This is a genomic window from Mycobacteroides salmoniphilum, assembly GCF_004924335.1.
GTDB lineage: Bacteria > Actinomycetota > Actinomycetes > Mycobacteriales > Mycobacteriaceae > Mycobacterium > Mycobacterium salmoniphilum.
Map to the genome: position 1 here is coordinate 582302 of NZ_CP024633.1, position 26431 is coordinate 608732.

General features: G+C 64.8%; 27 protein-coding genes. 19 read left to right on the forward strand and 8 right to left on the reverse strand.

The features are described 5' to 3' along the window. Positions 1 to 7: 7 nt before the first annotated feature. Entirely contained in the window at positions 8 to 979 is a 972-nt protein-coding gene (locus tag DSM43276_RS02925; protein WP_136628974.1) for an EamA family transporter, read from the reverse strand. A 72-nt stretch (positions 980 to 1051) separates the two neighbouring features. Here DSM43276_RS02925 and DSM43276_RS02930 point away from each other — a divergent pair, with 72 nt between their 5' ends. The 3 genes from DSM43276_RS02930 (at position 1052) to DSM43276_RS02940 (ending at position 4107) form a co-directional block, all read left to right on the forward strand. Beyond that, on the forward strand, positions 1052 to 1945 hold the full coding sequence (locus DSM43276_RS02930; protein ID WP_078291791.1) for a LysR family transcriptional regulator: 894 nt from the start codon (positions 1052 to 1054) through the stop codon (positions 1943 to 1945). A 142-nt stretch (positions 1946 to 2087) separates the two neighbouring features. Further along, on the forward strand, positions 2088 to 2972 hold the full coding sequence (locus DSM43276_RS02935) for a metal-dependent hydrolase (protein ID WP_078331320.1): 885 nt from the start codon (positions 2088 to 2090) through the stop codon (positions 2970 to 2972). Continuing rightward, the gene (locus DSM43276_RS02940; protein ID WP_078331321.1) at positions 2965 to 4107 is read left to right on the forward strand and encodes a PDR/VanB family oxidoreductase; all 1143 of its coding nucleotides are present in this window, start codon (positions 2965 to 2967) and stop codon (positions 4105 to 4107) included. The genes DSM43276_RS02935 and DSM43276_RS02940 overlap by 8 nt, the downstream gene beginning before the upstream one ends. A 9-nt stretch (positions 4108 to 4116) precedes the next feature. Here the strand turns inward: DSM43276_RS02940 and DSM43276_RS02945 are convergent, their stop codons facing one another. Then, entirely contained in the window at positions 4117 to 4965 is an 849-nt protein-coding gene (locus DSM43276_RS02945; protein ID WP_136628975.1) for an alpha/beta fold hydrolase, read from the reverse strand. Then, complete coding sequence (locus DSM43276_RS02950) at positions 4962 to 6740, reverse strand: N-acyl-D-amino-acid deacylase family protein (RefSeq protein ID WP_078331323.1); 1779 nt, start codon at positions 6738 to 6740, stop codon at positions 4962 to 4964. Before DSM43276_RS02950 ends, DSM43276_RS02945 begins: the two co-directional genes overlap by 4 nt. A gap of 108 nt (positions 6741 to 6848) precedes the next feature. On the opposite strand from DSM43276_RS02950, the gene DSM43276_RS02955 reads away from it, so the two are divergent. From DSM43276_RS02955 to DSM43276_RS02965, 3 genes are read left to right on the forward strand one after another with little or no spacing between them, the layout of a single operon-like run. After that, entirely contained in the window at positions 6849 to 7445 is a 597-nt protein-coding gene (locus tag DSM43276_RS02955; protein ID WP_078291785.1) for a TetR/AcrR family transcriptional regulator, read from the forward strand. A 32-nt stretch (positions 7446 to 7477) separates the two neighbouring features. Further along, the gene (purD, locus tag DSM43276_RS02960; RefSeq protein ID WP_078331324.1) at positions 7478 to 8737 is read left to right on the forward strand and encodes a phosphoribosylamine--glycine ligase; all 1260 of its coding nucleotides are present in this window, start codon (positions 7478 to 7480) and stop codon (positions 8735 to 8737) included. 43 nt (positions 8738 to 8780) lie between these two features. Continuing rightward, entirely contained in the window at positions 8781 to 9368 is a 588-nt protein-coding gene (locus DSM43276_RS02965) for a hypothetical protein (RefSeq protein ID WP_136628976.1), read from the forward strand. On the opposite strand, the gene DSM43276_RS02970 is transcribed toward DSM43276_RS02965, so the two are convergent. After that, entirely contained in the window at positions 9365 to 10174 is an 810-nt protein-coding gene (locus DSM43276_RS02970) for an alpha/beta hydrolase (protein WP_078331343.1), read from the reverse strand. The genes DSM43276_RS02965 and DSM43276_RS02970 overlap by 4 nt on opposite strands. A gap of 63 nt (positions 10175 to 10237) precedes the next feature. Beyond that, positions 10238 to 11053: an alpha/beta hydrolase gene (locus tag DSM43276_RS02975; RefSeq protein ID WP_109556290.1), complete on the reverse strand. Its 816-nt coding sequence runs from the start codon at positions 11051 to 11053 to the stop codon at positions 10238 to 10240. Here DSM43276_RS02975 and DSM43276_RS02980 point away from each other — a divergent pair. From DSM43276_RS02980 to purB, 3 genes are all read left to right on the forward strand, one after another. Then, a complete protein-coding gene (locus DSM43276_RS02980) occupies positions 11052 to 12269 on the forward strand; it encodes a pyridoxal phosphate-dependent aminotransferase (protein ID WP_078331327.1) in 1218 nt (405 codons plus the stop codon). The two genes, DSM43276_RS02975 and DSM43276_RS02980, sit on opposite strands and share 2 nt — an antisense overlap. 70 nt (positions 12270 to 12339) lie before the next feature. Next, on the forward strand, positions 12340 to 13023 hold the full coding sequence (locus DSM43276_RS02985; protein ID WP_109556288.1) for a TetR/AcrR family transcriptional regulator: 684 nt from the start codon (positions 12340 to 12342) through the stop codon (positions 13021 to 13023). Positions 13024 to 13032: 9 nt separating this feature from the next. Then, positions 13033 to 14451 (forward strand): adenylosuccinate lyase, encoded by a 1419-nt coding sequence (gene purB, locus DSM43276_RS02990; protein ID WP_078331344.1) that lies wholly within the window; start codon positions 13033 to 13035, stop codon positions 14449 to 14451. 151 nt (positions 14452 to 14602) lie between these two features. Here purB and DSM43276_RS02995 read toward each other — a convergent pair whose 3' ends face one another. Next, positions 14603 to 15229, reverse strand: a complete 627-nt coding sequence (locus tag DSM43276_RS02995; protein WP_078331328.1) for a hypothetical protein — start codon at positions 15227 to 15229, stop codon at positions 14603 to 14605. Between the two features lie 18 nt (positions 15230 to 15247). Here DSM43276_RS02995 and DSM43276_RS03000 point away from each other — a divergent pair, with 18 nt between their 5' ends. The 3 genes from DSM43276_RS03000 to DSM43276_RS03010 are packed head-to-tail and all read left to right on the forward strand — an operon-like array spanning position 15248 to position 19108. Continuing rightward, positions 15248 to 16141: a phosphoribosylaminoimidazolesuccinocarboxamide synthase gene (locus tag DSM43276_RS03000; RefSeq protein WP_078291772.1), complete on the forward strand. Its 894-nt coding sequence runs from the start codon at positions 15248 to 15250 to the stop codon at positions 16139 to 16141. Continuing rightward, complete coding sequence (locus tag DSM43276_RS03005) at positions 16138 to 18279, forward strand: S9 family peptidase (RefSeq protein WP_078331329.1); 2142 nt, start codon at positions 16138 to 16140, stop codon at positions 18277 to 18279. Before DSM43276_RS03000 ends, DSM43276_RS03005 begins: the two co-directional genes overlap by 4 nt. Next, on the forward strand, positions 18272 to 19108 hold the full coding sequence (locus DSM43276_RS03010; RefSeq protein ID WP_078331330.1) for an SDR family oxidoreductase: 837 nt from the start codon (positions 18272 to 18274) through the stop codon (positions 19106 to 19108). Before DSM43276_RS03005 ends, DSM43276_RS03010 begins: the two co-directional genes overlap by 8 nt. On the opposite strand, the gene DSM43276_RS03015 is transcribed toward DSM43276_RS03010, so the two are convergent. Continuing rightward, positions 19094 to 20497 carry a sugar porter family MFS transporter gene (locus DSM43276_RS03015; RefSeq protein WP_078331331.1) on the reverse strand — a complete coding sequence of 468 codons (1404 nt, stop codon included), beginning with the start codon at positions 20495 to 20497 and terminating at the stop codon, positions 19094 to 19096. The two genes, DSM43276_RS03010 and DSM43276_RS03015, sit on opposite strands and share 15 nt — an antisense overlap. Positions 20498 to 20564: 67 nt before the next feature. On the opposite strand from DSM43276_RS03015, the gene DSM43276_RS03020 reads away from it, so the two are divergent. The 5 genes from DSM43276_RS03020 to DSM43276_RS03040 all read left to right on the forward strand — a co-directional run bounded on the left by DSM43276_RS03020 (position 20565) and on the right by DSM43276_RS03040 (position 24680). Further along, on the forward strand, positions 20565 to 21065 hold the full coding sequence (locus tag DSM43276_RS03020) for a glutathione peroxidase (protein ID WP_078324943.1): 501 nt from the start codon (positions 20565 to 20567) through the stop codon (positions 21063 to 21065). A gap of 72 nt (positions 21066 to 21137) precedes the next feature. Then, on the forward strand, positions 21138 to 21842 hold the full coding sequence (locus tag DSM43276_RS03025; RefSeq protein WP_078331332.1) for a DUF2334 domain-containing protein: 705 nt from the start codon (positions 21138 to 21140) through the stop codon (positions 21840 to 21842). A 17-nt stretch (positions 21843 to 21859) separates the two neighbouring features. Then, positions 21860 to 22393, forward strand: coding sequence for a hypothetical protein (locus DSM43276_RS03030; RefSeq protein WP_136628977.1), 534 nt, complete (start codon positions 21860 to 21862; stop codon positions 22391 to 22393). 143 nt (positions 22394 to 22536) lie between these two features. Continuing rightward, on the forward strand, positions 22537 to 22992 hold the full coding sequence (locus DSM43276_RS03035) for a hypothetical protein (RefSeq protein ID WP_078331334.1): 456 nt from the start codon (positions 22537 to 22539) through the stop codon (positions 22990 to 22992). Positions 22993 to 23021: 29 nt separating this feature from the next. Beyond that, the gene (locus DSM43276_RS03040; RefSeq protein WP_078331335.1) at positions 23022 to 24680 is read left to right on the forward strand and encodes an FAD-binding dehydrogenase; all 1659 of its coding nucleotides are present in this window, start codon (positions 23022 to 23024) and stop codon (positions 24678 to 24680) included. 72 nt (positions 24681 to 24752) lie between these two features. Here the strand turns inward: DSM43276_RS03040 and DSM43276_RS03045 are convergent, their stop codons facing one another. Further along, positions 24753 to 25391, reverse strand: a complete 639-nt coding sequence (locus DSM43276_RS03045) for an MBL fold metallo-hydrolase (RefSeq protein ID WP_078331336.1) — start codon at positions 25389 to 25391, stop codon at positions 24753 to 24755. Between the two features lie 50 nt (positions 25392 to 25441). On the opposite strand from DSM43276_RS03045, the gene purS reads away from it, so the two are divergent. Both purS and purQ read left to right on the forward strand, forming a co-directional pair. After that, positions 25442 to 25681, forward strand: coding sequence for a phosphoribosylformylglycinamidine synthase subunit PurS (gene purS, locus DSM43276_RS03050; protein ID WP_078303532.1), 240 nt, complete (start codon positions 25442 to 25444; stop codon positions 25679 to 25681). After that, positions 25678 to 26352, forward strand: a complete 675-nt coding sequence (purQ, locus tag DSM43276_RS03055; RefSeq protein ID WP_078331337.1) for a phosphoribosylformylglycinamidine synthase subunit PurQ — start codon at positions 25678 to 25680, stop codon at positions 26350 to 26352. The genes purS and purQ overlap by 4 nt, the downstream gene beginning before the upstream one ends. The last annotated feature ends 79 nt before the right edge of the window (positions 26353 to 26431 follow it).

A 26431-nucleotide genomic window follows, 5' to 3' on the forward strand; every position in this document is an offset into this window, starting at 1 on the left:
CTCTAGGTTAGTGGCCCGTCGTCGGGGCGCAGGCCGCGGATAGCTCGCGGGGCACCAGCGGGTCCGCGTCGCCGCGGGGTGCGCGGGCGGGCGGGCGGGCCGTCATACCGATCAGGCAGCCGGTGATCACCACCGCCGCTCCGGCGAGTTCCAGCATGGTCGGCTGTTCGCCGAGAATCAGCCAGGACGCGGTGATACCCACGACCGGAACCAGAAGAGAGAACGGTGCCACCCGGCTCGCCGGGTACAGGCCCATCAGGTAGGTCCACAGGCCCAGGCCCACCACGGTGGCCAGTAGCACGATGTACACCAGGCCGCCGAGGGCGATCAGTCCGCTGCGCTCACCGATCGAGGCCACCGCGTGCCACCCTGCCGATGGCCCCTCGGTGACTGCCGACAGCGCGAACAGCGGGATGGGCGGCACCACCGACATCCACAGGGTGAGGCGCAGCGGTGTGCGCGGATCGGTGTTGCCGGCCATGGCCTTTCGGCTCCCGATGTTGCCGAATGCCCAACCCAGTGCGCCGAGCAGCGTGAGGATTACCGGGACCAGCGCGGCGGACGCGCCGTGTGCCGCGCGATCAGCCGCGATGACCGCCATACCGCCGACGGCGAGAGCGATACCCGCGATCTGACGGCCCGACATCCGCTCGCCGAGCAGCAGCACGCCCAGGATCGCGGTGAAGGGGGCCGAGGCCTGGAGCACCAGGGAGGCAAGGCCTGTCGGCATCCCGTTCGCCATGGCAAGGAACAGGAACGCGAACTGGACGGTGCCGAACCCGACTCCGTACAACAGGAACCACCGCATCGGAACCCGTGGCCACGGCACGAACAGGATCACCGGAACCGCCAGCACCGCGAACCGCAGCCCGGCGAAGAAGACCGGCGGGAAATGGTCCAGCCCAGCGTGGATGGCCAGGAAATTGATGCCCCACAGCACTGCGACGGTCAGTCCGAGGAGACGGTGCCGGGTTGTCATGCCGTCGATCCTGCGTACGGAATCGATTCAGCACAATCTAATTAATGTGCACTATTAATGTAGATTTTCTTAATGGATGTGCGCCGCCTGCGGATTCTGCGTGAGTTTGCCGATCGCGGCTCCGTCGGCGAGGTCGCCGATGCGATGAGGCTCACCCCTTCGGCGGTATCGCAGCAGTTGAAGGTACTGGCCCGCGAGGCGGGCGTGCCGTTGTTGCGGCAGGACGGGCGGGGCATCGCACTGACGGAGGCCGGCCGCGCACTGGTGCTGCGCGCCGACGAGGTGATTGCCGCCGTCGACCGGGCGGCGGAGGAGATGGTGGCCTACCGGGAGGGGACACAACCGGTCGTGCGGATCGCGTCGTTCCCCTCCGGTGGGAGTCTGCTGCTGCCCAGGCTCGTCGCCGCCGTCGAGGGTGTGGTGGATGTGCGGCCGGGCGACGAGGACGTGACGTACAGCGAGGCCCCCGGGCTGCTGACCGAGTACGACATTGTTGTCACGCACCGGGACGAGCGGGCTGCTGCCCTGCGGTCCGCGCGGGTGTGGTCGATGACGCTCATGCGAGAGCCGATCGATCTCCTGGTGCACAACGATCACCCGCTGGCGGGGCGTGGCTCGGTGACGCCGGGTGAGCTGGCGGACGAGACCTGGATCAGTGTCCCCGAGGGGTTCCCGGTGGACGATGTCCTGGTCTCACTCGGGGTATCGGCGGGCATTCGGCCCCGAGTCCGGTTCCGGTTCAAGGATTTCCAGATTGTCGAAGACATGGTTGCCCACGGCCATGGCATCGCCTTGATGCCGCGATACGTGAGCCGGAGCCCGCGGGTGGCGCGACTGGTCATTCGTGAGGTCCGGGCAGGGCGGCTGTACGAGGTGCTGGCCCGTCCCGGTGCCCAGCACCGACCGGCGATTGCCGCGGCCATCCGCGGGCTGCAGGACGCTGCAGCGGTACTGGAATCCCAGTAGCCGCTAGGGCGTGTTCGGTCCGATGCGCCCCCCAGACCGAACAACACCTGTCCAGAGGGCCGTCGGCAACGAATTACTCGAGAGGCGCAAGAAAACCGACTCAATCGGTGTATTTTGCGCATGTTGCGAGCAAGGAGGGCCAATGGCGATAGATAGGTATGCCCCCGAGGAAGTGGCGTTACGCCCACGAAATGTCCACTTTGAGTGGGACAGGTCGCCGCTGCACTGGATTCCTGGCGATCCGTACGCTTCGCATGTCGTGACGGCACTCAATTTGTTCCTGCCGGTGGCCGAGCGCTGGTTCAGTGCGTTGTTATCAGATGCGCTTGAATACGTACGAGACGAGCGTCTGCGGGAGGAGATCGTCGGCTTCATCGGGCAGGAGGCCGTCCATGCGAAGACCCATGATGAAGTCTTGGTCGACTATGTACGCCGACATGGGATCGATCCGGTGCCGTTCACTCGTCAACTGGAGTGGGTCGCGACTCAATACGAGCATCGCTCCGCGCGAGCGAATAGGACGAACCGGCGCAAGGCAATGGCCTCCGGAACCCATGCGCTTTGTGCCGCAGAGCATTACACCGGTGTGCTCGGCCATTGGGCACTGAACAATTCATGGGACGAGATGGGTGTCGACCCGACGTTGTGCGATCTGTACCGGTGGCATGGAGCCGAAGAAGTGGAACACCGGCATGTCTCGTACAACGTGGCGAAGTACTTCGGCATGGACTATTTCGCCCAAGTCGTGTCCGGGGTGCTGGTCAGCCTTGTCTTCTTCGTAATGCTTCTGCGCGGCACCAGGTTCCTTGTCCACGAAGATCCAGCCCTGCCCAATATCGGCTACATCCGGCTTTTGTGGAAGCTGCGCGGCTCCGGGCGGCAGGGTGCGGTGCCCACTGCCGGTTACATGGCCCGCAGTGGGCTGCGGCTGCTCAACCGAGACTACAGCCCGGTGGATGAGGGTAGTACCGCGCAGGCGATCGCCTATCTGGCGGCCTCTCCGGCGGCGCGGCTTTTCCATGGTTGACGGTCGATTGTCACGGCTCGCAACGGGTCTGCTCAAGCCGTACACGGGTGAACCACCCCCTGGGCTCTACCGGGTCAACCGCCCGGACGCCTTGATTCGCATAGCGGGTGCGACAGTCCCGCACTTTATTTCGTTGGTCATGCGTCTTGGCGGCGATCGTGAACTGCCCGAACTTCCGCACGCCGCAAACCGGCGGACAGTGCGAGTAGCGGATCGCACGGTGCTCGCCCGTGGCACGGCGGTTGTGCAGCTGGCGCTTGCGACCGATGACGGTGAACCATTGCCGTGTTGGCATCCGGGGGCGCACATCGACGTCCACCTTCCGTCTGGGCTAACGCGTCAATACTCGCTATGCGGTGATCCGCAGCAACCGCGTGAGTATCGAATTGCGGTGCGTCGCATCGAGAATGGCGGCGGCGGATCCGTGGAAATGCACGGGTTGGAGGTAGGTCAACGAGTCGATATCAGCGATCCCCGCAATGCCTTCATGCTGGCATTGCCCGGAGCGGCCTCGCGGGCCAGTAGTCTCCGCTTCATCGCCGGCGGTATCGGCATTACTCCGATCCTGCCCATGGTTCGGGCAGCCGAGCGCCTCGGCGTGCCCTGGACCTTGTGCTACACGGGTCGGAACCGAGACAGCCTGCCGTTCATGGGTGAATTGCTTGCGTTCGGAGATAAGGTTCGGGTGCGCACCGACGACCAGGACGGGCTACCTTGTGCCGCTGAGCTTCTCGACGAAACAGATGAACGAACGGCGGTCTACATGTGTGGTCCGCCGCTGATGATGCAGTCGGTGTTCCGAGACATCCCGCAGGGCGTCGAGTTACATGCCGAGCGATTCTCGCCGCCACTTGTCGCCGACGGTATGGAGTTCGAGGTGGAGCTGGCGCGTACCGGAGACGTGCTCACCGTCGCGCCGCAGCAGACTGCACTGGACGCACTTCGGGCCGCGCGGCCAAACATGGGGTATTCCTGCCGGCAAGGGTTCTGCGGGACGTGCGTACAGCGTGTGCTGTCCGGTGATATCGAGCATCGCGACGGCACCCTCACCGAGCAGCAGCGGGCCGCGGGCCACATGTTGGTGTGCGTATCTCGAGCCGTATCTGCGGGTGCCCGGATTGTGGTGGACCTCTAGCCCTGCGGCCTAATTCGTATGTGCCTTAATGTGCTCCAGCACCAGCCCCGACGTCTTCTCGGGTCGTTCCGCGGCGATCCAATGGGAAACACCCTCAAGTACCTCGAACCGATACGGCCCGTCGACGTACTTAGCGGTGTTTTCGGCCGCCGCACGGCCCAGCGCGGCATCGTCGGTGCTCCACACATACAGCGTGGGGATCTGGATTCGCCCCGGACCGGCCGGATTGGCGTACCGCATGGCGCGGTACCAATTGATGGTCGCGGTGGCGGCGCCCGGCTCGCGTGCCAACTCCAGTGTTTCCTGAACCTTGGTCTCGCTGAGCTTCATATCGCGCGCTAACTTGCGGATGAGTGGACCATTCCGCGTTGTCTGCCGTTCTGGCAGCCACGGCAGCTGGAAGAAGAGCATGTACCAGGACTTCAGAATCTGCCCGCGCGGCAACGAGGCGAGAAACGCTCGCGGATGTGGCACCGACAGAATGGAGGCGGTGAGCACGCGGTCGGCATGTTGGCCGGCTAGTTGCCATGCGACCGCAGCACCCCAGTCATGTCCCAGCACATGGAATTTCGGTGCTGCGGCCTGATCGGCAAGTGCCAGGATGTCCCCGGCCAGCTTGTCGAGTGTGTAATTCCGTATGCCTTTGGGGCGGGCCCCGGGGGAGTAGCCCCGCTGGTCTGGGGCCAGCACCCGAAACCCGGCGGCGGTGAGGACCGGGATTACATCGTTCCAGCTGTCGGCCCTCTCGGGAAAACCATGCAGCGCAATAATCACCGGTCCGGCGATGGGACCTTCGTCGATAACGTCGAAGGTCAGGCCGTCATGGGTGAACGTGGAGAGCCGCGTCGCGGCGCTCATCGGACGGCGAGTTTCTCACCGGCCTTCAGGTACCGACCAGTCTGCAGGTCGTGCCCGTAGCCCTCGATGAACTCACCGAGACGGAACACCACCTTGCCGCCGACCGCGGTGGCCACGACGGTCTCGTCATTGCGGTTCACCATGCGAGACAGGTTGTCGAAGAACGGCGCCTGTGCCTCGTTGTAGGCGTCGACGGTGCCGTCCAGCTTCTCCGGATCGATGATGACGAAATCGGCGCGGTCACCCTCACGCAGGTAACCGGCGTCGAGCCCGAACCAGGTGGCCAGCTCGCCGGTGAGCCGGTGCACCGCCTGCCCCAGGGGCATCACCGGTTTCCCGGCCTTCTGTGCGTCGTTCATGCGCTTGAGGAAGCGCAACGAGAAGTTGTAGAACGCCATATTGCGCAGGTGCGCACCGGCATCGGAGAAGCCCATTTGAAAGTTGGGGTCCTTGGCCATCTCGTCGAGCACCTTGGGGCGATGATTCCCGACCGTGGTCGTCCATCGGACGTTCTTCTCGCCGTTCTCCACCAGCACGTCCAGGAAGGCGTCCAGCGACGCGATGCCGCGCTCGTCGCCGATCTGGCCGAAGGTCTTGCCGATCAGCGAGGCATCGGGGCATTCGACGATGACGGCATCGTGGAAGTCCTTGTGCCACAGTCCCGGCATGTGCTTCTTCATGGCGAACTCGCGCCGGAACTTGCGGCGGTAGTCCTTGTCGGCCATCAGCTTATTGCGATCCAGTTGCTCGCGAATGTGCAGCGCTGCGGTGCCGGCGCCGAACTCCTCGAACACCGGAAGGTCGATGCCATCGGAGTACAGCGTGAACGGCAGCGGCATGTGCTGGAATTTGACGTTGGACTTGAAGACCTTGTTACCGATTCGGGCGGCGGCGCTGAAGAACACGTTCGCGCCCTTGATGCTCTTGGAGTCGGCTGCTACTAGCAGACTGACGGGAACAGCCTTGCGGCGCTTGAAGAAACGAGTTCCCGAGGATAGGAAGAACAACACCGCGGTGAGTGGGTTGTTGATATTCGGGGCGCTCTGCAAAATGCGGTCGCGCTTGCGCAGCACGTTGATGAGGCGCCAGCGCTCGTGCCACCAGGCATACGTCGACGGCAGCGCCCGCGAGCGGTAGCGGTCACCGTCGAGCTTGTCGATGGGGGCATCCATGCCGGACATGCCGAGCATGCCCGCGTCGAGTGCCTTGTCGAGCATGTCGGCCATCCGGTCGAGTTCCTTGCGGGTGGGGAACGACCAGTTGTTGGTGGCCCGACCCAGGCCCATGACGGCGGCGCGTAGATCCGAATGCCCAAGGAAGGAAGTCACATTAGGGCCAAGAGGCAAGGCGTCGATTTTCTTGACGTAGCTCTCCGGATCGGTCCAGTCCTGGAATTCGTTCAGCGCGCCGATCACGTGCTTGCGTGGCACTGCCTCCACGCGACTGAACAGGTCGGCGGCGTCCTCGGGCTTGGCGTAGACGGTCGACATGGAACAGCAGCCCAGCACGATGGTGGTGACGCCGTGGCGCACCGATTCATCGAGCCCGGGGTTGAGCAGTATCTCGGCGTCGTAGTGGGTGTGGATATCGACAAATCCGGGCAGCACCCACTTGCCGCCGGCGTCGATCACCTCGGGGCAATCGGTCTCGTCCAGCGCAGTGGTGGAGACGGTGGCAACCCGCCCCTCTTTGATTCCGAGGTTGGCCTTACGGGGTTCGGAATTGGTGCCGCTGAACCAGAGGCCATCGCGAATGATGAGGTCGTAGTCGCTCATGGGGGCTGCCCTTCGTTGGGTGTTACGGCGAGTCTAAAAAAGATGGCAACCAATCACAATGTTAGTGATGGGCGCCACATTGGTGTCGCGTTCCTCTAGTGTGCACCCGTGAGTCCCACCCAGGCCGAGCGCCGTGAATCGACGATCGCGCGGCTGCTCGATTCCGGTATCGACACCATCGCTGAGCTGGGCTATTCGCGTGCCTCCGTGCAGCGGATCGCGAAGCGGGCCGGGCTCTCGTATGGGGCGCTGTTCCGCCATTTTCCGGCTGTCGGCGATTTCATGGCCGCAGTGGCGCGTGAGACCCTGCGTCGCCAGCTGGCCACCGTGCGCGCGCAGTTCGATGAGGCAGGCGATCGCCTCACCGAATTCGAGGACGTGATGGCGGTGATGCGTTCTCTCAAGGAAGAGCCCATCAACGCCGTGCTCTACGAACTCATGGTGGCCGCCCGCACCGACTCCCAGTTACGGGAGACTTTGCAGGTCGCGGTGGCCGAATACGGGGCTCAGATGGTCGCGTTGGCGCGATCGGTGCCGGGAACCGACCGGCTATCCGACGCGGACCTCGTCACGTTGGTCTTCATGATCACCGACATGTTCGACGGGGAGGCACTGGTGAAGACGCTGCGTCCCTACCCGGAGCTCGTCGCGGGCAGAGACGAGCTACTTGCCAAGCTGCTGCGGGGATACCGCCCGGATGCATAGCCAGGCACACCTTGACCGATAGGGTTTGGGGCATGCGCGTCCTTGTCATTGGGTCCGGTGGCCGTGAACACGCTCTGTTGATCGCCCTCAGGCGTGATCCGAACGTCGACTATCTGGCGATAGCCCCGGGCAATGCGGGCACCGCAACCGTGGCCGAACAGCATGCCGTCGATATCAGCTCCGGACCAGAGGTCGTGGCGTTGGCCGCCAAGCTGGACATCGACCTCGTCGTCATCGGCCCCGAAGTGCCGTTGGTGCTGGGTGTGGGTGACGCTGTCCGGGCGGCGGGTATCGCGTGCTTTGGCCCGTCGTCGGCCGCCGCGCGCATCGAGGGTTCTAAGGCATTCGCGAAGGACGTCATGACGGCCGCGGGCGTGCGCACCGCGCGCAGTGAGATCGTCGACAACCCAGCGCATCTGGATGCCGCGCTGGACCGCTTCGCGAGCGAGCCGGCCTGGGTGGTCAAGGATGACGGGCTGGCCGCGGGCAAGGGTGTAGTGGTCACCGATGATCGCGCCGCGGCTCGTGCCCACGCCGCGAGCCTGCTCGACGACGGGCATCCGGTGCTGCTGGAGTCCTTCCTGGACGGGCCCGAGGTCTCGCTGCTGTGCATTGTCGACGGCGAGACGGTGGTGCCGCTGCTGCCTGCCCAGGACCACAAGCGGGTCGGCGACGGCGACACCGGCCCGAACACCGGTGGCATGGGCGCCTACAGCCCGCTGCCTTGGCTGCCCGATGAGACCGTCAACGAGATCGTTGACACCATCGTCAAACCCGTTGCCGCTGAGCTTGTTAAGCGTGGCAACACGTTTACGGGAGTCCTGTATGCGGGGCTGGCGATCACCTCGACCGGCCCCTCCGTGGTCGAATTCAATTGCCGCTTCGGCGATCCCGAGACGCAGGCGGTGCTGGCGCTGCTGGAATCACCACTGGGGCAGTTGTTGAATGCCGCCGCGACTGGCGCCCTCGAAGACTTCGGTCCACTGCGCTGGCAGAACGGCAGTGCCGTCACCGTGGTGCTGGCCGCCGAGAACTATCCGTTGCGCCCGCGTACCGGCGACGTGATCACCGGCTCCGAGGCCGAGGGGGTGCTGCACGCCGGGACGATCCGTCGGGAGGACGGTGCCGTCGTATCGTCCGGTGGACGCGTGCTGTCGATCGTCGGTACCGGCGCGGACCTGCAGGGCGCACGCGCGGACGCCTACGCCAAAATTGAGGCAATTCGCCTGCCGGGCAGCCACTTCCGCAGCGACATCGGGCTGGCTGCCGCCGAGGGGCGCATCAGCGTCTAAGGACGGGCAGATGCGATGCCGGTGGGTAATCACGGAAGTGGCCGTGGTTCTCGTCGCCCTTGTGCTGCTGGCGGTGAGCTGGAGGTCGAATAAGTCACAAGCTGTGCCGGCGCCTGATGTCCATGAATTGTCTTTATGTACCGCCTTTCTTGCCGTCAGTGAGCGTGCCGCACCCGAATACGACGACTTCTCGGAACTGACAAAGGGGCGTACGTGGTCGTGGCAGGACGAGCGGATCGGACCTGCCGCCTCGGCACTCAGCCAAGCATTGCGGCGCGAGGCGGAATCATTGCGGGTGTTGATGCCAGATGGTCATGCCGACCATGACGTGACGCTGGAGGCGGACATCCGTGGAATGGCGCAGGACGATGTTGTGCTCGCCAACAAGCTGTCTCGGCGCGACGGTCTGCTCTCGATCGACGTGCTGGTCCTCCGCTACGAATTCGCGCATCAAGCGGCGGCGCGTTCCTGTGAAACGGCCCGTGAGTTTGATGGCATCAGGCAGGAACAAGTGCGTCAGTGCGAAGACCGACGGTCGGGTTCGATTGCCAACTGGTGGACGGTCCGTTGTGTGCAAGCGCCCACGGAAACCTCGATGACCTTCGAGATCCCCCCGAATCCGGGACTCTAGGCGGCCAGGATCGGCGCGATCCAGCCCAGTGCCTGCGGGACCTGAGATAACCAATACCCGCCCTCATGCGCGCCCGGACCGAACTCGCCGGCTGGCGGTGCCGCCAGCTGCTCGGCGAAAACCTTACTGGCGGTGTAGAACCTGTCGTCATAGCCGGACGACACCCACACCGGCATCCCGTTGAGCTGGGGTCGCCCGAAAACCGAGTTCTCTTCCCAGTTCTCCTCGTTGTCGAAGGCGTCCGCGGTGGCCTCGGGATAGGACAGCCAGATCGACGGGCTCACCGCGGCGACGGCGGCCGTCCTGGGCCCGCCCAGGCGAGCACCGTTGAGCAGCGCGCCGTAGCCGCCCGCGGACCATCCCATGAAAGCGACGCGGGAGACGTCGAGCCCCTCCTGGTCGGCGAGCATCGGTAGGAACTCGTCGATGATCATCGCGCCGGGGTCGTCGCCGTTCTGGTGTGGATGCCAGTAGCTGTTGCCACCGTCGATCGCCGCGACCGCGAAGGGTGGGGCGCCCGCCGCGACCAAATCCCCGAGCATCCGCTCGTAACCCCAGTAGATGGTCCGCTCGGCGTTCTCGTCGCGGCCGTGCAACATGATGACCGGGCGCACGGGCCAGTCGACTCCGGGCGGCCTGGCTACCTTCCACCCGGTGGGAATGCCTCCACGGGCCTCGGAGACGAAGGACCCGCTGGTGACGTCGGCGGCAGCCCGTGCGGGTGCCGCCAGCGTCGGAAGAAGCGCAGCACCAGCCCCGAGCGTGGCACCCATCTGCAACAGGCGACGTCGGCTGATTTCGGTCACGGCGCCATAATGCCAGCGGATGGCAAACCCGTCGAGGTCCAACCAGTTGATCCGGCAGTCGTCCTACGCGGTGAGCAGGGGCGACATCCAGGCCAGTTCCGCGCCGATTTGCGAGCTCCAGAAGGAGCCGTCGTGGCCGCCGGGACTAAACCCGCCCGCGGGAGGAGTCGGCAGCTGGGCGATGAATTGCTTGGTGGCGCTGTAGAACGGATCGCTGTCACCGCAGTCGATGCGCAGCGGGATGGAGTTCAGCGCGGCCAGCCCCCATACCGAGTTGGCGGCGTAGTCGTCGGCGCCGTCGAAGGCACCCGGCGCAGCCGCACCCGAGGATGTCCACAGCGCCGGACTGACCGCGGTGATGGCGGCGGTGCGTCCGGCGCCCAGGCGTGAGCCCAGCAGCATGGCGCCGTACCCGCCCATGGACCAGCCCAGGAACGCGACGCGCGAGGTGTCCAGTCCCTGCTCGGCGAGCAGGGGAATGAATTCGCTGAGCACCATGGCGCCGGAATCCTCGCCCGAGGCCCGCTTGTGCCAGTAGCCGCCGCCTCCGTCGACGCTTACCAGGGCGAACGGCTTGGCGCCCGCGCCCACGGCCTGGGCCAGCATGTTCTCCACGCCGCCCTCCATGACTCCGGCGGCCGTCTGGCCCTTGCCGTGCAGCGCGATGATGGGCCGGATGGGGCCGGTGACACCGGGTGGCCGTGCGATACGCCATTCGGTGCGGACCCCGCCCCGCGCCGCGGAGACAAACGAGCCCGCGGCGATGGCGCCGTCAGCGCGGGCCGGGAAGGCCCCCATGCCGGGAAGGGCGGTTAGTGCGGCGCCGGCACCGGTTGCCGCGCCGAGCTTGAGTAGGGAGCGTCGGGACAGATCGCGCATGTCGACCATCATGCCGGTTCCGTCTACAGCCCAGACATTCGATAGCGTCGCAGCCGTGGTAGGTCTCTCGCGGCGTTCGGATGTGCCGCCGTTCTACGTTATGGACGTGCTGACGGCCGCCGCCGCGCGCCAGCGCACGCATGGGGACGTGATCTCCCTGGCCGCCGGGCAGCCGTCGACAGGCGCTCCCGCGGTAGTTCTCGACGCGGTGCGCCAGGCACTCGGCACGCATGTGCTCGGATACACCGAAACACTCGGACTGCCGGAGCTGCGTGACGCGATCGCCGCGTACCACCGTGAGCGTTCGGGCATCGAGGTCCAGGCGGACGACGTCGTCGTCACCACGGGATCCTCGGGCGGATTCACGCTGCTTTTCCTCGCGGCCTTCGACGTCGGCGACACCGTGGTGATGACCCGGCCCGGATACCCCGCATATCGTAATTGTCTTGCCGCACTGGGCTGCCGGGTTGTCGAGATCGACTGCGGTCCCCAGACGCGATACCAGCCGACGGTCGCGATGTTGGAGGCAGTCTTGCAGGAGGAAGGGCGGCCACCGGCAGGTCTCATCGTCGCCAGCCCCGCCAACCCCACTGGCACGATCATCGACACGGCCGAGCTGGAGGCCCTCGCGCTCTGGTGCGAGGCCAACGGCACCCTGCTGATATCCGACGAGATTTATCACGGACTGTCTTACGGCAACCAAAAGACCTCCAGTGCATGGGAATTCAGCCGCGAAGCGGTAGTGATGGGCTCGGTGTCGAAGTACTTCTCGATGACGGGCTGGCGGCTGGGTTGGATGCTGGTGCCGCGCCGGTTCCTGCGGGCCGTCGATCGGCTGTCCTCCAACTTCACCATCTGTCCGCCGGCGGTATCTCAGTACGGAGCGTTGGCGGCGTTCAGCCCCGAGGCGCGTGTCGAGCTCGACGGGCATGTGCGCCGGTACGCGGCCAACCGGACCCTGCTCATCGACGGTCTCGCCGCAGCGGGAATCTCCAGGATCGCGCCACCCGACGGCGCGTTTTATGCGTATGCCGATATCGAGCACATGACCGGTAACGCCGAACAATGGTGTGCGGACCTGTTGGCGCGCACTGGGGTAGCCGTCGCGCCCGGCATCGACTTCGACACCGTGCACGGTCACCACACCGTCCGCCTGAGCTTCGCGGGAAGCCCAGATGCGATCGAGGAGGCGTTGGCGCGGCTTGGTCGGGGCTGATGCCGACTGCTTGCATGAGATAGCGCAAAACGCCCGTGAGGATGCGTCGCTGCTGGCAGCATGACATGACGTGACACTCAGGCAGCAGGTGGAGGTGTTCCCCGACGGGAATGCCGTGCACCGTCCGCAAGCCACCCCCAAGGGGGAGCGGAGGCGGCGTGCCCTGATCACTGCTGCAGCTGATCTATTGCGAGACAATGGTATCGATGCGGTGCGGCACCGTGCCGTGGCACAGCGCGCGGGCCTGCCACTGGCGTCGACCACGTACTACTTCTCCTCACTGGAGGACCTCATCGCGCGGGCCGTCGAGCATGCGGGAGCCCACGAGCTGGAACAGATCCAGGAAAGGCTGTCGTTGGTTCAGTACCGGCGCCGTGGTGCGTCCGCCACCGCCGAGGCGGTGGTGGAACTGTTGTTCGGCACGCCGGGCTATGGCAGCGGGGAACAGCTCGTGTCCCGGTACGAGCGCGAGCTGGCATGCAGTCGCCATCCTGAACTGCGCGAGGTGCAGCAGAGGTTGCGTGGGCAACGCGACGACGCGGTGGCCCAGGTTGTCCGCCGGTCCGGTCGTTCCATTGACAACGACCGTGTCGCGGTGCTGATTTCAACAGTCGACGGGGCGATGGTGGGTGCGCTCACCGAGGCCGCCAGCAGTCCTCAGGCGACGGCGACGGCGATGCTGGTGGACGTCATCGACGTGCTTGCTCCCCTGGAAGCCGAACAGCTGGCCGAGTCGATTTCCTTCCCCCCATAGACTCTAGTGGTGCAAATCCCTAACGTTCTGGCATCCCGGTACGCGAGCGACGCCATGGTTGCGCTCTGGTCGCCGCAGTCAAAGGTGGTGCTGGAGCGCCAATTGTGGATCGCTGTGCTGCGCGCACAACGCGATCTCGGCATCGATGTTCCCGACGGCGTCATCGAGGATTACGAGCGGGTGATCGAGAATGTCGACCTGGATTCGATCGCCGCGCGCGAACGTGTCACCCGCCACGATGTGAAGGCGCGTATCGAGGAGTTCAACGCGCTCGCCGGGCATGAGCACATCCACAAGGGCATGACGAGCCGCGACCTCACCGAAAATGTGGAGCAGCTGCAGATCCGCAGTTCGCTGGAGTACGTCCACGCCCATGGCGTCGCTGTGGTGGCGCGGCTCGCGCGTCACGCCGTGGAGTACCGGGACGTGGTGATGGCCGGGCGCAGTCACAATGTGGCTGCACAGGCAACCACCTTGGGTAAGCGGTTCGCGTCGGCGGCCGATGAGACCCTCATTGCGCTGACCCGGCTGCGGGAACTCCTCAATCGGTACCCGCTGCGCGGGATCAAGGGCCCGATGGGTACCGGGCAGGACATGCTCGACCTGTTCGACGGGGATGTGGTCAAGTTGGCCGCGCTGGAGGACCGAGTCGCCGGATTCCTGGGCTTCTCGAGCACCCTGACCAGTGTTGGCCAGGTGTATCCGCGCTCGCTGGACCACGATGTGGTGTCCGCGCTGGTGCAGCTCGGTGCCGGCCCGTCCTCGCTGGCGCACACGATTCGCCTGATGGCCGGGCACGAGCTGGTCACCGAGGGTTTCGCGCCCGGGCAGGTGGGCAGCTCGGCGATGCCCCACAAGATGAACACGCGCAGCTGCGAACGCGTCAACGGCCTGCAGGTGATTCTGCGCGGGTATGGCTCCATGGCCGCGGAACTGGCTGGGGCGCAGTGGAATGAAGGTGATGTGTTCTGTTCGGTAGTGCGACGTGTCGCGTTGCCCGATGCCTTCTTCGCCATCGACGGCATGATCGAGACCTTCCTGACGGTGCTCGACGAGTTCGGCGCCTATCCGGCGGTGATCGACCGGGAGCTGCGTCGCTACCTGCCGTTCCTGGCGACAACCAAGGTGCTGATGGCCGCGGTGCGTGCCGGGGTCGGCCGCGAGGAAGCCCACGAAGTCATCAAGGAGCATGCCGTCGCGACGGCACTCGCCATGCGCGAAAAGGGAGCCGAGCCAGACCTTTTGGGCCTGCTGGCCAACGATCCCCGTCTGCCACTGGACGCTTCGGTGCTGGAGGCCGCACTGTCGGACCGGGCCTCGTTCACCGGTGCCGCCGCAGATCAGGTCGATCGGGTGGCGGCTGCCGTCTCGGTGCTTGTCGACACCTACCCCGAGGCCGCTGCCTACAACCCGGGCGCCATCCTGTAGCTCATCGGCCGCGTGAGGCGACGGCAGGTCCCGCACGCGGAAACCTTTGAGGTGCTGAGTGATCCGGTGAAGTTCTCATCCCTACTCGCCGACACGCCGCCTCGTGGCGGGTTCGTATCGCACATCTTGACCACGAGCGGGCGTGTCGAAATTAGGAGGAGCGCCACTCCTTCGGGGTGCTGATTCCCGCGGCCTTCAATTCGATGCTGGCCAGGCCGCGTATCGACGTGATGTCCTGGGCGCGCCAGGCGGCCACGGGGTCGGCGGTCACCACGGCGAGCTTCTTCAGCGGCCGGTTGGCCAGCGCCCGCAGCGCCAGCAGCTGTTCACCGGCCGGGGTGGCCGCGAGCTGTACCGCAACCAACTTGCGGCGAAAGAACCTGATCCGCAAAAAGATCCACGGCCCTGCGAAGGCAAGGATGGGTGGCGCGGCGACGGCGATCGCCAAAACGATCGCCAACCAGGTCGCGGTGGTGTCCAGGTTGTGGCCCGCCCCGGCTAGATCGGCGGCCGCCTCGCTGGCCGCGCGCAGCGGTCCACCCACCTTGTCGCCCACCAACGGAATCCGGTGGGCGCTGTCACCCGCGGAGTTGAGGTTGTCCGAAATGCCGTCGGCACCGTCCTTCACCTGCCGTCCCACCTCGGCGATCGTCGACACCGCGGCGTGCACAGCAAGCCCGACAAACACCCAGATCGTGGTCCAGATCGCGACCGCTACATCGCTGAAGAGCTGACCGAGCAACCGTCCCGGTCGGGTCGAGTAGGGAAGGAATCGCATGAATCGTAGGATGGCACGATGCGTCCTCCGCTGTCCGATTACCAGCATGTGGCCAGCGGAAAGGTCCGTGAGCTGTACCGAGTCGACGACGAGCACCTGCTGTTCGTCGCCACCGACCGTATTTCCGCATTCGATTTCATCCTGGATACGCCGATACCCGATAAGGGGCGCATCCTCACGGCGATGAGCGTGTTCTTCTTCGGGCTGCTGACCGTGCCGAATCATCTGGCCGGGCCGCCCGATGATCCGCGCATTCCCGAGGAGGTGCTGGGCCGGGCACTGCTGGTGCGACGGCTCGACATGCTTCCCGTGGAGTGTGTGGCGCGCGGGTACCTGACCGGATCGGGGCTGCTGGATTATCAGCGCACCGGCGCGGTATGCGGCCATGTGTTGCCACAGGGTCTTGGTGAAGCCAGTCGGCTTGATCCGCCGTTGTTCACCCCGGCGACGAAGGCCGACATCGGCGAGCACGATATGAATGTCGACTTCGCCGCGGTGGTGGACCTTGTCGGCGGTGTGCGCGCCAACCAACTGCGCGATGAGACCATCAAGATCTACACCCGGGCCGCGGCGCACGCCCTGCACAAGGGAATCATTCTCGCCGACACCAAGTTCGAATTCGGAGTTGATGTCGAGGGCACCCTGGTGCTCGCCGACGAGGTGTTCACTCCCGACTCATCCCGGTACTGGGATGCCGCTAACTATCAGGCCGGCGCGGTGCAGGACAGCTTCGACAAGCAATTCGTGCGCAACTGGCTCACCGGGCCCGAATCGGGATGGGATCGCGCGTCGGACACACCGCCGCCGCCCCTGCCGGAAGCGGTAGCCGTGGCCACACGCGAGCGGTACATCGAGGCTTATGAACGTATTTCGGGGCTGAGCTTCGCTGATTGGATCGGCAAGTCGGCGTGAGCGGGCCCGTACGCCCGCCCACAGCGAACCGCATCGACACTCTCCGCGAGTACCACGGGGATACCTTCGTCGACCCCTACGAATGGTTGCGTGAGAAGGAAAGCCCTGCGGTCATCACGCATCTGGAGGCTGAGAACGCATACGTCGATGACCAGCTCGGACACTTGGAAGCTCTGCGCAACAGCATCTTCGGTGAGATCAAGTCCCGCACCAAGGAGACTGACCTCTCGATTCCCACCCGAATGGGACAGTGGTGGTACTACGCCCGTAGCTTCGAGGGTAAGCAGTACGGCACGCATTGTCGTTGTCCGATAGGCGAATCCGCCGGGGCTGACAGCTGGGCGCCCCCGGCACTGGATCACGATGTTCCGGGGGAACAGATCCTGCTCGACGGGAACGTCGAGGCGGAGGGCCACGACTTCTTCTCCCTCGGTGCTGCGACCGTCAGCCCGGATGGACACACTCTGGCCTACTCGGTGGACGTTGTCGGCCATGAGATGTACACCCTGCGATTCAAAGATCTGCGGACCGGCGAGATGTACCCGGACGAAATCGCCGACATCGGCGCGGGTGCTACCTGGGCGATGGACAGCCGCACCCTGTACTACCCCGTGATCGATGAGGCATTCCGGCCCTACGCCATTCGCCGGTATACGCTGGGCAGCGGCGCGGAACCTGTCGACGTGTTCTCCGAGCCGGACGAGCGTTTCTGGATCGGCGTAGGTCGCACCCGCAGCGACCGCTTCGTCGCCATCAGCGTGCACTCGTCGGTAACCTCCGAGATCCTGATCGGTGACGCCCGCGATCCCGCGACGACCTTCTCGCCAATCTGGCTGCGCCGCACCGGTGTCGAATACACCGTCGATCACATTGTGGTCGACGGTGAGGATCGACTCTTGATCCTGCACAACGACGGCGCGGTGAACTTCGCTCTCGCGGACCTGCCGTTCGCCGCCGTTGCCGACGGCCCGGTTGACCCGACACTGGCGCGCACCCTGATTGCCCACCGCGACGACGTGCGCCTGGACGGTGTGGAGGCCTTCGCTGAGCGCTTCGTGGTCGGCTATCGACGAGAGGCGTTGCCGCGCATCCAGGTATGGCCGATCAGCGCCGACGGATACGGTGCACCGCAGGAGGTCGAGTTTGACTCGGAGCTCATGTTGTCCGGGTTGGGCGACAACCCCGAATGGAACTCGCCGCTGCTGCGTGTCGGTTGTACATCCTTCATCACACCGACTCGGGTCTACGACCTCGACGTTCACACCGGGGAACGCACCCTACTCAAGGAACAACCCGTCCTTGGCGGTTACCGCCGTGAGGACTATGTGGAGCGGCGCGAATGGGCGATCGCCGAGGACGGCACCCGGATACCGCTGTCGGTGGTCCACCGCACGGACACTTCTGAACCGGCGCCGACCCTCCTGTACGGGTATGGCGCATATGAGATGTGCGAAGACCCGCAATTCAGCATCGGACGACTCTCGCTACTGGACCGGGGAGTGGTGTTTGTCATCGCCCATGTGCGCGGTGGCGGCGAGATGGGCCGCCTCTGGTACGAGGACGGCAAGATGCTGTACAAGAAGCACAGCTTCACCGACTTTGTCGCGGCGGCACGGCATCTCGTCGGCGCCGGAATTGCGTTACCGGACCGGCTTGCGGCCTGGGGAGGGAGCGCGGGCGGCCTGTTGGTAGGTGCCGCGATGAACTTGGCGCCCGACTTGTTCGCCGGGGTGTTGGCGCAGGTGCCCTTTGTGGACCCCGTCACCACCATCTGTGATCCGACGCTGCCGCTCACCGTCACGGAGTGGGATGAGTGGGGAAATCCCCTGGAGAACAAGGACGTCTACGACTACATCAAGTCGTACTCGCCCTACGAGAACATCCGTCCCACCGAGTACCCGACCATTCTCGCGATGACCTCTCTGCACGACTCGCGGGTGCTGTACGTGGAACCCGCCAAATGGGTTGCCGAGCTGCGACATACGACTACCGGCGATCGCCCCATCCTGATGCGCACCGAGATGACGGCCGGGCACGGCGGTATCAGCGGGCGCTATGAGCGCTGGAAGGAAACCGCCTTCCAGCTGGCCTGGATACTCGATGTTCTTGGGGCCGAGGGAGAGAAGTCGGATGTCTGACGAGGTTGTCGTCGTCACCGGCGCCGGTGGGATGGGTAAGGTCATCGCCCGCCGTCAGGGCATAGGCAAGACCCTGCTGATTGCCGACTACAACGAGGAGGCGCTGCAGGCCGTCGTCGAAGAACTGAAGGCCGACGGGCACAACGTCATTGGCCACCGCGTCGACGTCTCCTCGCGCGAGTCGGTCGTTGGGCTCGCTGCGGCCGCTACGAAGCTGGGGCGAGTTACCCAATTGGCGCACACCGCAGGACTTTCCCCGGCGCAGGCACCGACGCAGGCCATCCTGGCCGTCGATTTGGTCGGGGTGGCCCTGGTCGTGGAGGAGTTCGGCAAGATCGTTTCCTCCGGTGGTGCCGGCGTGGTGATCGCCAGCATGGCCGGTCACATGCCCATGGAACTCTCCGCCGCACAGGAGCAGGAGCTCGCGACCACCGCCGCCGAGGATCTACTCGCGTTACCGTACGTCCAGAGCATTGATTACCCCGCGGTGGCATACCAGCTATCCAAGCGCGCCAACCATATTCACGTTCGTGCGTCGGCCCGGCAGTGGGGTGCGCGGGGGGCTCGCATCAACTCGATCAGCCCCGGGGTGGTGTCCACCAGGATGGGGCATCAGGAACTCGCCTCGGAGACCGGTGCCATCACGAAGGCCATGATCGAGGGTTCGGCGAGCCGACGGATCGGGGCGTCCGACGATATCGCCGCGGCAACGGCATTTCTGCTCGGGCCCGACTCGTCGTACATCACCGGGACCGATCTGTTGGTCGACGGGGGAGTCATCGCCGCGGTGCGTTCCGGTCAGCTGTTCAGCTGTTCAGCTGATCACTGAATCCATGTCCTCCAGCGTTCGGCCCTTGGTCTCCTTCACCCAGCGCGCCACGAACACGAAGGACAGCGCGGCGCAGATCGCGTAGAACCCGTACGCGATTCCCAACGTGTCACGCAGCGCGGGGAAGGTGACGGTGACCAGCCAGTTGGCGGCCCAGTTCCCCGCCGTCGCGACTCCCATAGCGGCGGCCCGGATCCTGTTGGGGAAGATCTCCCCGAGTAGCACCCAAACCACCGGGCCCCAGGACATTCCGAATGCCACGACAAACAGGTTGGCGGCGACCAGGGCAACGGGCCCTGCTAGGGGGCCCAGGTGTGGTTTGTCGTCCACGATGGTGGCCATGCTGAAGACGATCGCCATGGTGCTGAGCGTCACGGCCATTCCGGCCGAACCAATGAGCAACAGGGGTTTGCGGCCGACCCGGTCGATCAACGCGATGGCTACCAGCGTGGTGGCGATGTTGGTGATCGAGGTGATGACCGTGATGGTGAACGACGAGGTTTCGCCGAACCCGACGGCCTGCCACAGCACATTCGAGTAGTAGAAGATCACATTGATGCCGACCAACTGCTGGAACACCGCCAGCGCCACACCCACCCAGACGATGGCGTACAAACCACCGGTGGGCTTGCGCAGATCGCGCCACGAGGGCGCGGTGCTCCGATCGAGCGTTTCTTGGATCCGGGTGATCGTGATGTCCAGGTTCTTCTCCCCGAGCAGCCTCGTCAACACCGTGCGTGCCTCGGGAATTCGGTGGGTGGCAATGAGATAACGGGGCGACTCGGGGATGGTGAACGCCAGGACGCCATAGATGAGCGCTGGTAGCGCCATCGCGAGAAACATCCAGCGCCACGCCGGTAGGCCCAGCCACAGGTCACTGCGCGAGCCACCGGCCAGATGTGCCAACAGCCAATCGATGGTGAGCGACAAGAAGATTCCGGTGACGATTGCCAATTGCTGCAGAGAACCCAGACGGCCGCGGATGTTCGACGGAGACGTTTCCGCGATATAGGCCGGTGCTATCAGCGAAGCCACACCCACCCCCACCCCGCCGATTACGCGAAAGACGACGAGCAACTCGATGTTCGGTGACAGTCCGGCTCCGATCGCGCTCAGCAGAAAGAGGGCGGCGGCGATCTTCATGACCGCCACCCGCCCGATCCTGTCGGCGACGCGCCCAGCCGTCATGGCGCCGAGAGCGGCCCCGAGGAGCGCGGAGGCGACCGCGAATCCCAGCTCCGCGTCCCGGATGGCGAACTCGTCCTGGATGGCCTGTACGGCACCGTTGATGACCGCACTGTCGTATCCGAAGAGCAATCCTCCCAGCGCCGCTACGGACGCGATCCGCAGCGCACTGCGCCCTGAGGAGAATTCGTTCTCCTCGCTCATATGACCTCCCGCAACGTTGCGTAATGTGCGAACAGTCAACCATCGCAACACCGGTAACGTGGTGAGCATGACCGATCTCGCCTCCATCCCGTTGACCGCACTCGACGGCTCCGAGCTGTCACTCGCCGATTTCGGTGACAACGCCGTGCTGGTCGTCAACGTCGCCTCCAAATGTGGTCTGACCCCGCAGTATGCGGCGCTGGAGAAGTTGGCCACCGACTACGCCGACCGCGGCCTGACGGTGCTCGGGGTGCCCTGCAACCAGTTCATGGGCCAGGAGCCCGGGACGGCGGAGGAGATCCAGACGTTCTGTTCCACCACGTATGGGGTGACCTTCCCGCTGTTGGAGAAGATCGATGTCAACGGTGAGACCCGGCATCCGCTGTACGCCGAGCTCACCAAGACCGTGGATTCCGAAGGCGCCGCTGGGGACGTTCAGTGGAACTTCGAGAAGTTCTTGATCGCGCGGGATGGCTCGGGATCTCTGCGGCCGGTCAACCGGTTTCGGCCGACGACGGTGCCGGATGCTCCCGAGGTGATCGCGGCCATCGAGAAGGAGCTGGGGTAGCGCGCCGGAGCGTTCTTTTCGATGCGGGGTGTCTGACACCTTGCGTACATCTGAAATTGCCAGACTGGCGGCATGGCAGGACAGCTGCTGGTATCAGTATCGGGAATCTGCGACCGCACTCTCGACGAGATCGCTGTATTCACTGAGGAAATGGATAAGCGGTCGATTCCGCTGTCGTTCCTCGTATCTCCCCGCCTGAAGGGCAAGTACCGCCTGGTGGAGGACCAGCCGACGGTTGACTGGTTGGCCGCGCGCCGGTCGCGGGGTGACGCCATCGTGCTGCATGGGTACGACCAGGCGGCGACCAAGAAGCGCCGCGACGAGTTCGCCGCGTTGCCCGCTCACGAGGCCAACCTGCGTCTGATGGCCGCTGACCGTGTGATGGAGCAGACCGGGTTACGCACGCGCCTCTTTGCGGCACCCGGTTGGATGGCCTCCGCAGGAGCAATAGAGATGTTGCCGCGCAACGGTTTCCGTCTGAACATCGGGCTTTCTGAGATTTCTGACCTGGTCCATGGCACGTCGGTGCGCGCTCGGGTGCTGGGTATCGGTGAGGGATTCCTTTCCGAGCCATGGTGGTGCCGGATGTTGGTGTTGTCGGCGGCGCGCGCGGCCCGCCGCGACGGAGTGGTGCGGGTTGCCATCTCGGCCAAGCATCTGCGCAAGCCCGGTCCGCGACAGGCCATGATCGACGCCATTGATCTGTCACTGCTGCATGGTTCGGCGCCGAGTGTCTACGAGTGGTTGCCCAAGCAGGTACTACACAGCGTGGCCTGATTGATAAAGTTTGCTCCATGCTTCGAGCATGGGTCTGTGTGGTAGTCGTCGCATGGGGTCTTATCGTGGCGCCGGCGGCGTGGGCGAAACCCGAGTTCCCTGATATCGAGAGTCTTCAGGAAATCGGCGGAGGGAGTTATACCGAGCTGCAAAAGGATGCGTACCGAGTGGATGGCATCCTCACGTTCGCGGCCGACGGCAGGGCAACGTGTCAGCTGAAGACGGGATCCGGCGGAGAACGTCCGGAAGCACGGTGCTGGGGAGACCTGCTGTCTGCGCCTGCAAACGCGAAATCGGTATCCGCGACCGATACGGATGCCGGGAGTTTCTCCTCGACCGCAGTACCCGCTGAACTTCAGGCCAAACGTTCTGGGCTCATTTGGGCTGGCAGCAGATTCACCGAATCCGCGCCGGACGGTACCGAAGTCAGTTGCGGCCTCACTCCGCAGCGCGAGAACAGGAACTGGACCGAGACGATCGCCTGCCGTGTCCGTGGTAGCGGTGGCGAACACGGATTCGTGTTGTCCGACAAGGGAAACTGGACCTTCTGATGGCTCGTCGAGCTATCACCGTCGCGCTGGCACTGATCCTTGTGGGGTGCGGGCAACCCTCGCCGTCGGATGATGTAAGGCCGTCCGCAGCGACAACGACGTCATCAACATCCGCGACGCCGTCTACATCTACGACGTCAGGGGTGCCAGAGGCATTTCCCGATCTCACCGGCTTCCGCGAGTTGGGGATGACTGGATACGAGTACGGCGAACTGAAGTCCTTCTCCAACGGTGGCTACACGCGATTCGCCACACCTGATGGCCTGCACTGCCAGATGCAAGGTTGGAACGCCGGGCGAGGAGGTCCACCTGGGATTATTGAATGCTGGGGTGAGTTGCCCGGAGCGCCGCACTGGGCGCGCGCGGTGGCCGCGTCCAACGGTGTACCAGGGCGCTTCTTCGCCCCTAAGAAGGGTCCCGAGCCGTCGGGAACATTCCGACCGTTGCCGCGGAAGTCGATTCTCACGGTCAACCTGTTCGAGGGCGACTATGTTTTCTGCGCGGTCGGTGACGTAGGGCTGACCGCCTGCCGGATGGGCTACCTCGACGCGTGGGGAAATGGCTTTGTGCTTTCACCACAAGGAAGTTGGACCTTTTAATCGTCAATCGTCCCGGCTACGGTGAATCGGTGAGTGACGCGAGTACCGATGTCATCGTCGTGGGCGCAGGTCTTGCAGGGTTGGTGGCTACCTGTGAATTGGTGGACCGCGGCAAGAATGTCGTCGTCGTCGAGCAGGAGAATGCCGCCAATCTGGGCGGCCAGGCCTATTGGTCCTTCGGTGGCCTGCTCTTTGTCAACAGTCCCGAACAGCGTCGCCTGGGGATCAAGGACTCTCACGAGCTGGCCCTGCAGGACTGGCTCGGTACCGCCGGTTTCGACCGCCCGGAAGATCATTGGCCCCGTCAATGGGCGCACGCGTACGTCGACTTCGCGGCGGGTGAGAAGCGAAGCTGGTTGCGCGCCAGGGGGTTGCAGATATTCCCCGTGGTGGCATGGGCCGAGCGTGGCGGCAAGGATGCGCTCGGGCCCGGTAACTCGGTACCGCGATTTCACATCACCTGGGGCACTGGCCCCGGCTTGGTGGAGATTTTTGCCCGGCGTGTGCTCGCCGCTGTAGACCGCGGCCAGGTGCGCATCGCCTACCGGCACCAGGTCGACGAACTGATCGTCGAACAGGGCGCCGCGGTCGGTGTTCGTGGCACCGTGCTGGAGCCCTCGACTGCGGCGCGAGGTGTCACATCTTCACGAACAGCTTTGGGAGAGTTCGAATTCCGTGCGCAGGCCGTCATCGTGACCAGCGGTGGTATCGGAGGTAATCACGATTTGGTTCGGGCGAACTGGCCCGAACGCATGGGACGCGTTCCTGCGCAGCTGTTGACCGGGGTGCCTGCTCACGTCGACGGCCGCATGCTCGGGATCTCGGTGGACGCGGGCGCCCACCTGATCAACCGCGACCGCATGTGGCATTACACCGAGGGCATCACCAACTACAACCCGGTCTGGCCGGGCCACGGGATCCGCATCCTTCCGGGGCCATCGTCACTCTGGCTGGACGCCAATGGATCTCGAATACCAGCGCCACTGTTCCCGGGATTCGACACCCTGGGCACATTGGAACACATCTGCCGCAGCGGGCATGATTACTCGTGGTTCATCCTGAATGCGCGGATCATCGCCAAGGAGTTCGCACTGTCGGGGCAGGAGCAGAACCCCGATCTCACGGGTAAGGATGTGCGCGGGGTACTGCGGCGCGGCAAGGCGGGCGCGCCGGCGCCGGTGCAGGCGTTCATCGACAAGGGCGTCGACTTTGTCAGTGCGTCGAACCTGCCCGATCTGGTCGCCAAGATGAATGCGTTGCCGGACGTCACACCGCTGGACTATGCGACCATCGCCCAGCAGGTGACGGCACGCGATCGTGAGGTGGCTAACCCGTTCGGCAAGGATCCGCAGATCGCCGCCATCCGTGCCGCACGTGCTTACCTCGCGGATCGATTCACCCGGGTGGTGGCCCCGCACCGGCTCACCGATCCGAAGGCGGGTCCGCTGATCGCGGTGAAGTTGCATGTCTTGACGCGAAAGACATTGGGCGGTTTGGAGACCGACCTCGACTCGCGGGTTCTGCGCGCCGATGGGAGTTGTTTCGAAGGCCTCTACGCGGCCGGTGAGGTTGCCGGGTTCGGCGGCGGTGGTGTGCACGGATACCGCGCATTGGAGGGCACGTTCCTGGGTGGCTGCATCTTCAGCGGCCAGGCCGCGGGCCGGGGCGCTGCCGAGGACATCGGCTAGCCCTCGCGCATCCAAACCGAGGTTTTGGCGAATATGTGCGAGACGATCCCGCCACAACCTCGGTCTCGGCGATTAGAACAACACCGCGTCCTCGTGGGGTAGCACCTGGAAGTCGGCATCGGACATCTCACGAAACCGCGTGTAGAAGAACGGGTATGCGGCCTCCTGCAGGATGCCCTGGTGAATGGGCACCGCCCGGGCCGGATTCACCGTACGCAGGTACTCGATCGCCTCGGACACCTTCATCCACGGCGCCGCCGCCGGTAGTGCCAGCACATCGACCTGCTCGCCGGGTGCGAAGAGCGCATCGCCGGGATGCATGAGCCGCGCGGGATGATCTCCGTCGCCGATCAGATACGAGGTGTTGTCGATGAGCGGGATTTCCGGATGGATGACCGCATGCTGGCCACCCACTCCGCGCACACTCAGTTCTGCGACGGTGAAGCGGTCGCCGGCGTGCACCGCCTGCCACGGGTCGCCCAGCTGCGCCGCTGTCATCGGATCGGCGTAGAGCGCTGCCCCCGGGTTGGCGTCGATCAGTGCGGGCAGCCGCGCCAGATCCACGTGGTCTGGATGCTGATGGGTGATCAGGATGGCCGACAGGCCGGTGATGCCCTCAAATCCGTGCGAGAAGTTGCCGGGATCGAACAGCAGAGTGGTGCCGCCAAAATCGGCCAGCAGGCACGAATGCCCGAAGTGGGTCAGCTGCATGAGGGGAGTCTAGGCGGGAGGTGTCCCGGCCCACACGGTAAAGTCAGCCCGTGGCCCGAGTCGTCGTAAACGTCATGCCGAAACCCGTGATCCTGGACCCGCAGGGACAAGCCATTGTGGGCGCGCTTGCGCGCCTTGGCTATGCCGGTGTGGCAGACGTGCGCCAGGGCAAGCGCTTTGAGTTGGAGTTCGAGGGAGAGATCGGCGATTCCGATCTCGAGTCGATCGCCGAGGCGCTGCTCGCCAACACCGTCATCGAGGACTGGGAAATCGTGCGGGAGTCCGAATGACCCCACGCATCGGTGTCATCACTTTTCCCGGCACCCTCGATGATGTGGACGCCGCTCGGGCGGCCCGGCTTTCCGGAGCCGAGGCGGTCTCGCTGTGGCACGACGATGCCGATCTGAAGTCCGTGGACGCGGTGATCGTGCCCGGCGGTTTCTCCTACGGTGACTACCTGCGCGCCGGGGCCATCGCGCGCTTTGCGCCCGTGATGCGCTCCGTGGTCGACGCGGCCGCACAAGGTCTGCCAATCCTGGGCATTTGCAATGGTTTCCAGGTGCTGTGCGAGGCCGGGCTGCTGCCCGGAGCCTTGACCCGCAACGCCGGTCTGCACTTTGTATGCCGCGATGTCTGGCTGGGTGTTGACGCTAACAACACCGCGTGGTCCTCCCGGTATGAGCAGGGGGCCGACATCCTGGTGCCACTCAAGTCCGGCGAAGGCCGCTACGTGGCCTCCGACGATGTGCTTGACGAGCTGGAGGGCGAGGGCCGGGTGGTCTTCCGCTACCGCGAGAACCCCAACGGGTCGATGCGCGATATCGCCGGGATTTCCTCGGCCAACGGCCGCGTGGTCGGGCTCATGCCGCACCCGGAGCACGCGACCGAGGCGCTGACTGGACCCAGCGATGATGGGCTCGGCATTTTCTACTCGGCGCTCGACGCCGTGCTTACCGCGTGAGCTGCGCTTCCAGTAGGCATTTGCTGGCGATTCGGCATGCCTGCCGCATGCTCTAGCCCTATTCGGCGGTGGGGTATCA

Bases quoted from the DNA above. Each gene is read 5' to 3' on its own strand.
- DSM43276_RS02925 (WP_136628974.1), bottom strand. From the start codon at position 979: ATGACAACCCGGCACCGTCTCCTCGGACTGACCGTCGCAGTGCTGTGG.
- DSM43276_RS02930 (WP_078291791.1), top strand. From the start codon at position 1,052: ATGGATGTGCGCCGCCTGCGGATTCTGCGTGAGTTTGCCGATCGCGGC.
- DSM43276_RS02935 (WP_078331320.1), top strand. From the start codon at position 2,088: ATGGCGATAGATAGGTATGCCCCCGAGGAAGTGGCGTTACGCCCACGA.
- DSM43276_RS02940 (WP_078331321.1), top strand. From the start codon at position 2,965: ATGGTTGACGGTCGATTGTCACGGCTCGCAACGGGTCTGCTCAAGCCG.
- DSM43276_RS02945 (WP_136628975.1), bottom strand. From the start codon at position 4,965: ATGAGCGCCGCGACGCGGCTCTCCACGTTCACCCATGACGGCCTGACC.
- DSM43276_RS02950 (WP_078331323.1), bottom strand. From the start codon at position 6,740: ATGAGCGACTACGACCTCATCATTCGCGATGGCCTCTGGTTCAGCGGC.
- purD (WP_078331324.1), top strand. From the start codon at position 7,478: ATGCGCGTCCTTGTCATTGGGTCCGGTGGCCGTGAACACGCTCTGTTG.
- DSM43276_RS02980 (WP_078331327.1), top strand. From the start codon at position 11,052: ATGTCGACCATCATGCCGGTTCCGTCTACAGCCCAGACATTCGATAGC.
- DSM43276_RS02975 (WP_109556290.1), bottom strand. From the start codon at position 11,053: ATGCGCGATCTGTCCCGACGCTCCCTACTCAAGCTCGGCGCGGCAACC.
- DSM43276_RS02995 (WP_078331328.1), bottom strand. From the start codon at position 15,229: ATGCGATTCCTTCCCTACTCGACCCGACCGGGACGGTTGCTCGGTCAG.
- DSM43276_RS03000 (WP_078291772.1), top strand. From the start codon at position 15,248: ATGCGTCCTCCGCTGTCCGATTACCAGCATGTGGCCAGCGGAAAGGTC.
- DSM43276_RS03010 (WP_078331330.1), top strand. From the start codon at position 18,272: ATGTCTGACGAGGTTGTCGTCGTCACCGGCGCCGGTGGGATGGGTAAG.
- DSM43276_RS03015 (WP_078331331.1), bottom strand. From the start codon at position 20,497: ATGAGCGAGGAGAACGAATTCTCCTCAGGGCGCAGTGCGCTGCGGATC.
- DSM43276_RS03020 (WP_078324943.1), top strand. From the start codon at position 20,565: ATGACCGATCTCGCCTCCATCCCGTTGACCGCACTCGACGGCTCCGAG.
- DSM43276_RS03025 (WP_078331332.1), top strand. From the start codon at position 21,138: ATGGCAGGACAGCTGCTGGTATCAGTATCGGGAATCTGCGACCGCACT.
- DSM43276_RS03030 (WP_136628977.1), top strand. From the start codon at position 21,860: ATGCTTCGAGCATGGGTCTGTGTGGTAGTCGTCGCATGGGGTCTTATC.
- DSM43276_RS03045 (WP_078331336.1), bottom strand. From the start codon at position 25,391: ATGCAGCTGACCCACTTCGGGCATTCGTGCCTGCTGGCCGATTTTGGC.
- purQ (WP_078331337.1), top strand. From the start codon at position 25,678: ATGACCCCACGCATCGGTGTCATCACTTTTCCCGGCACCCTCGATGAT.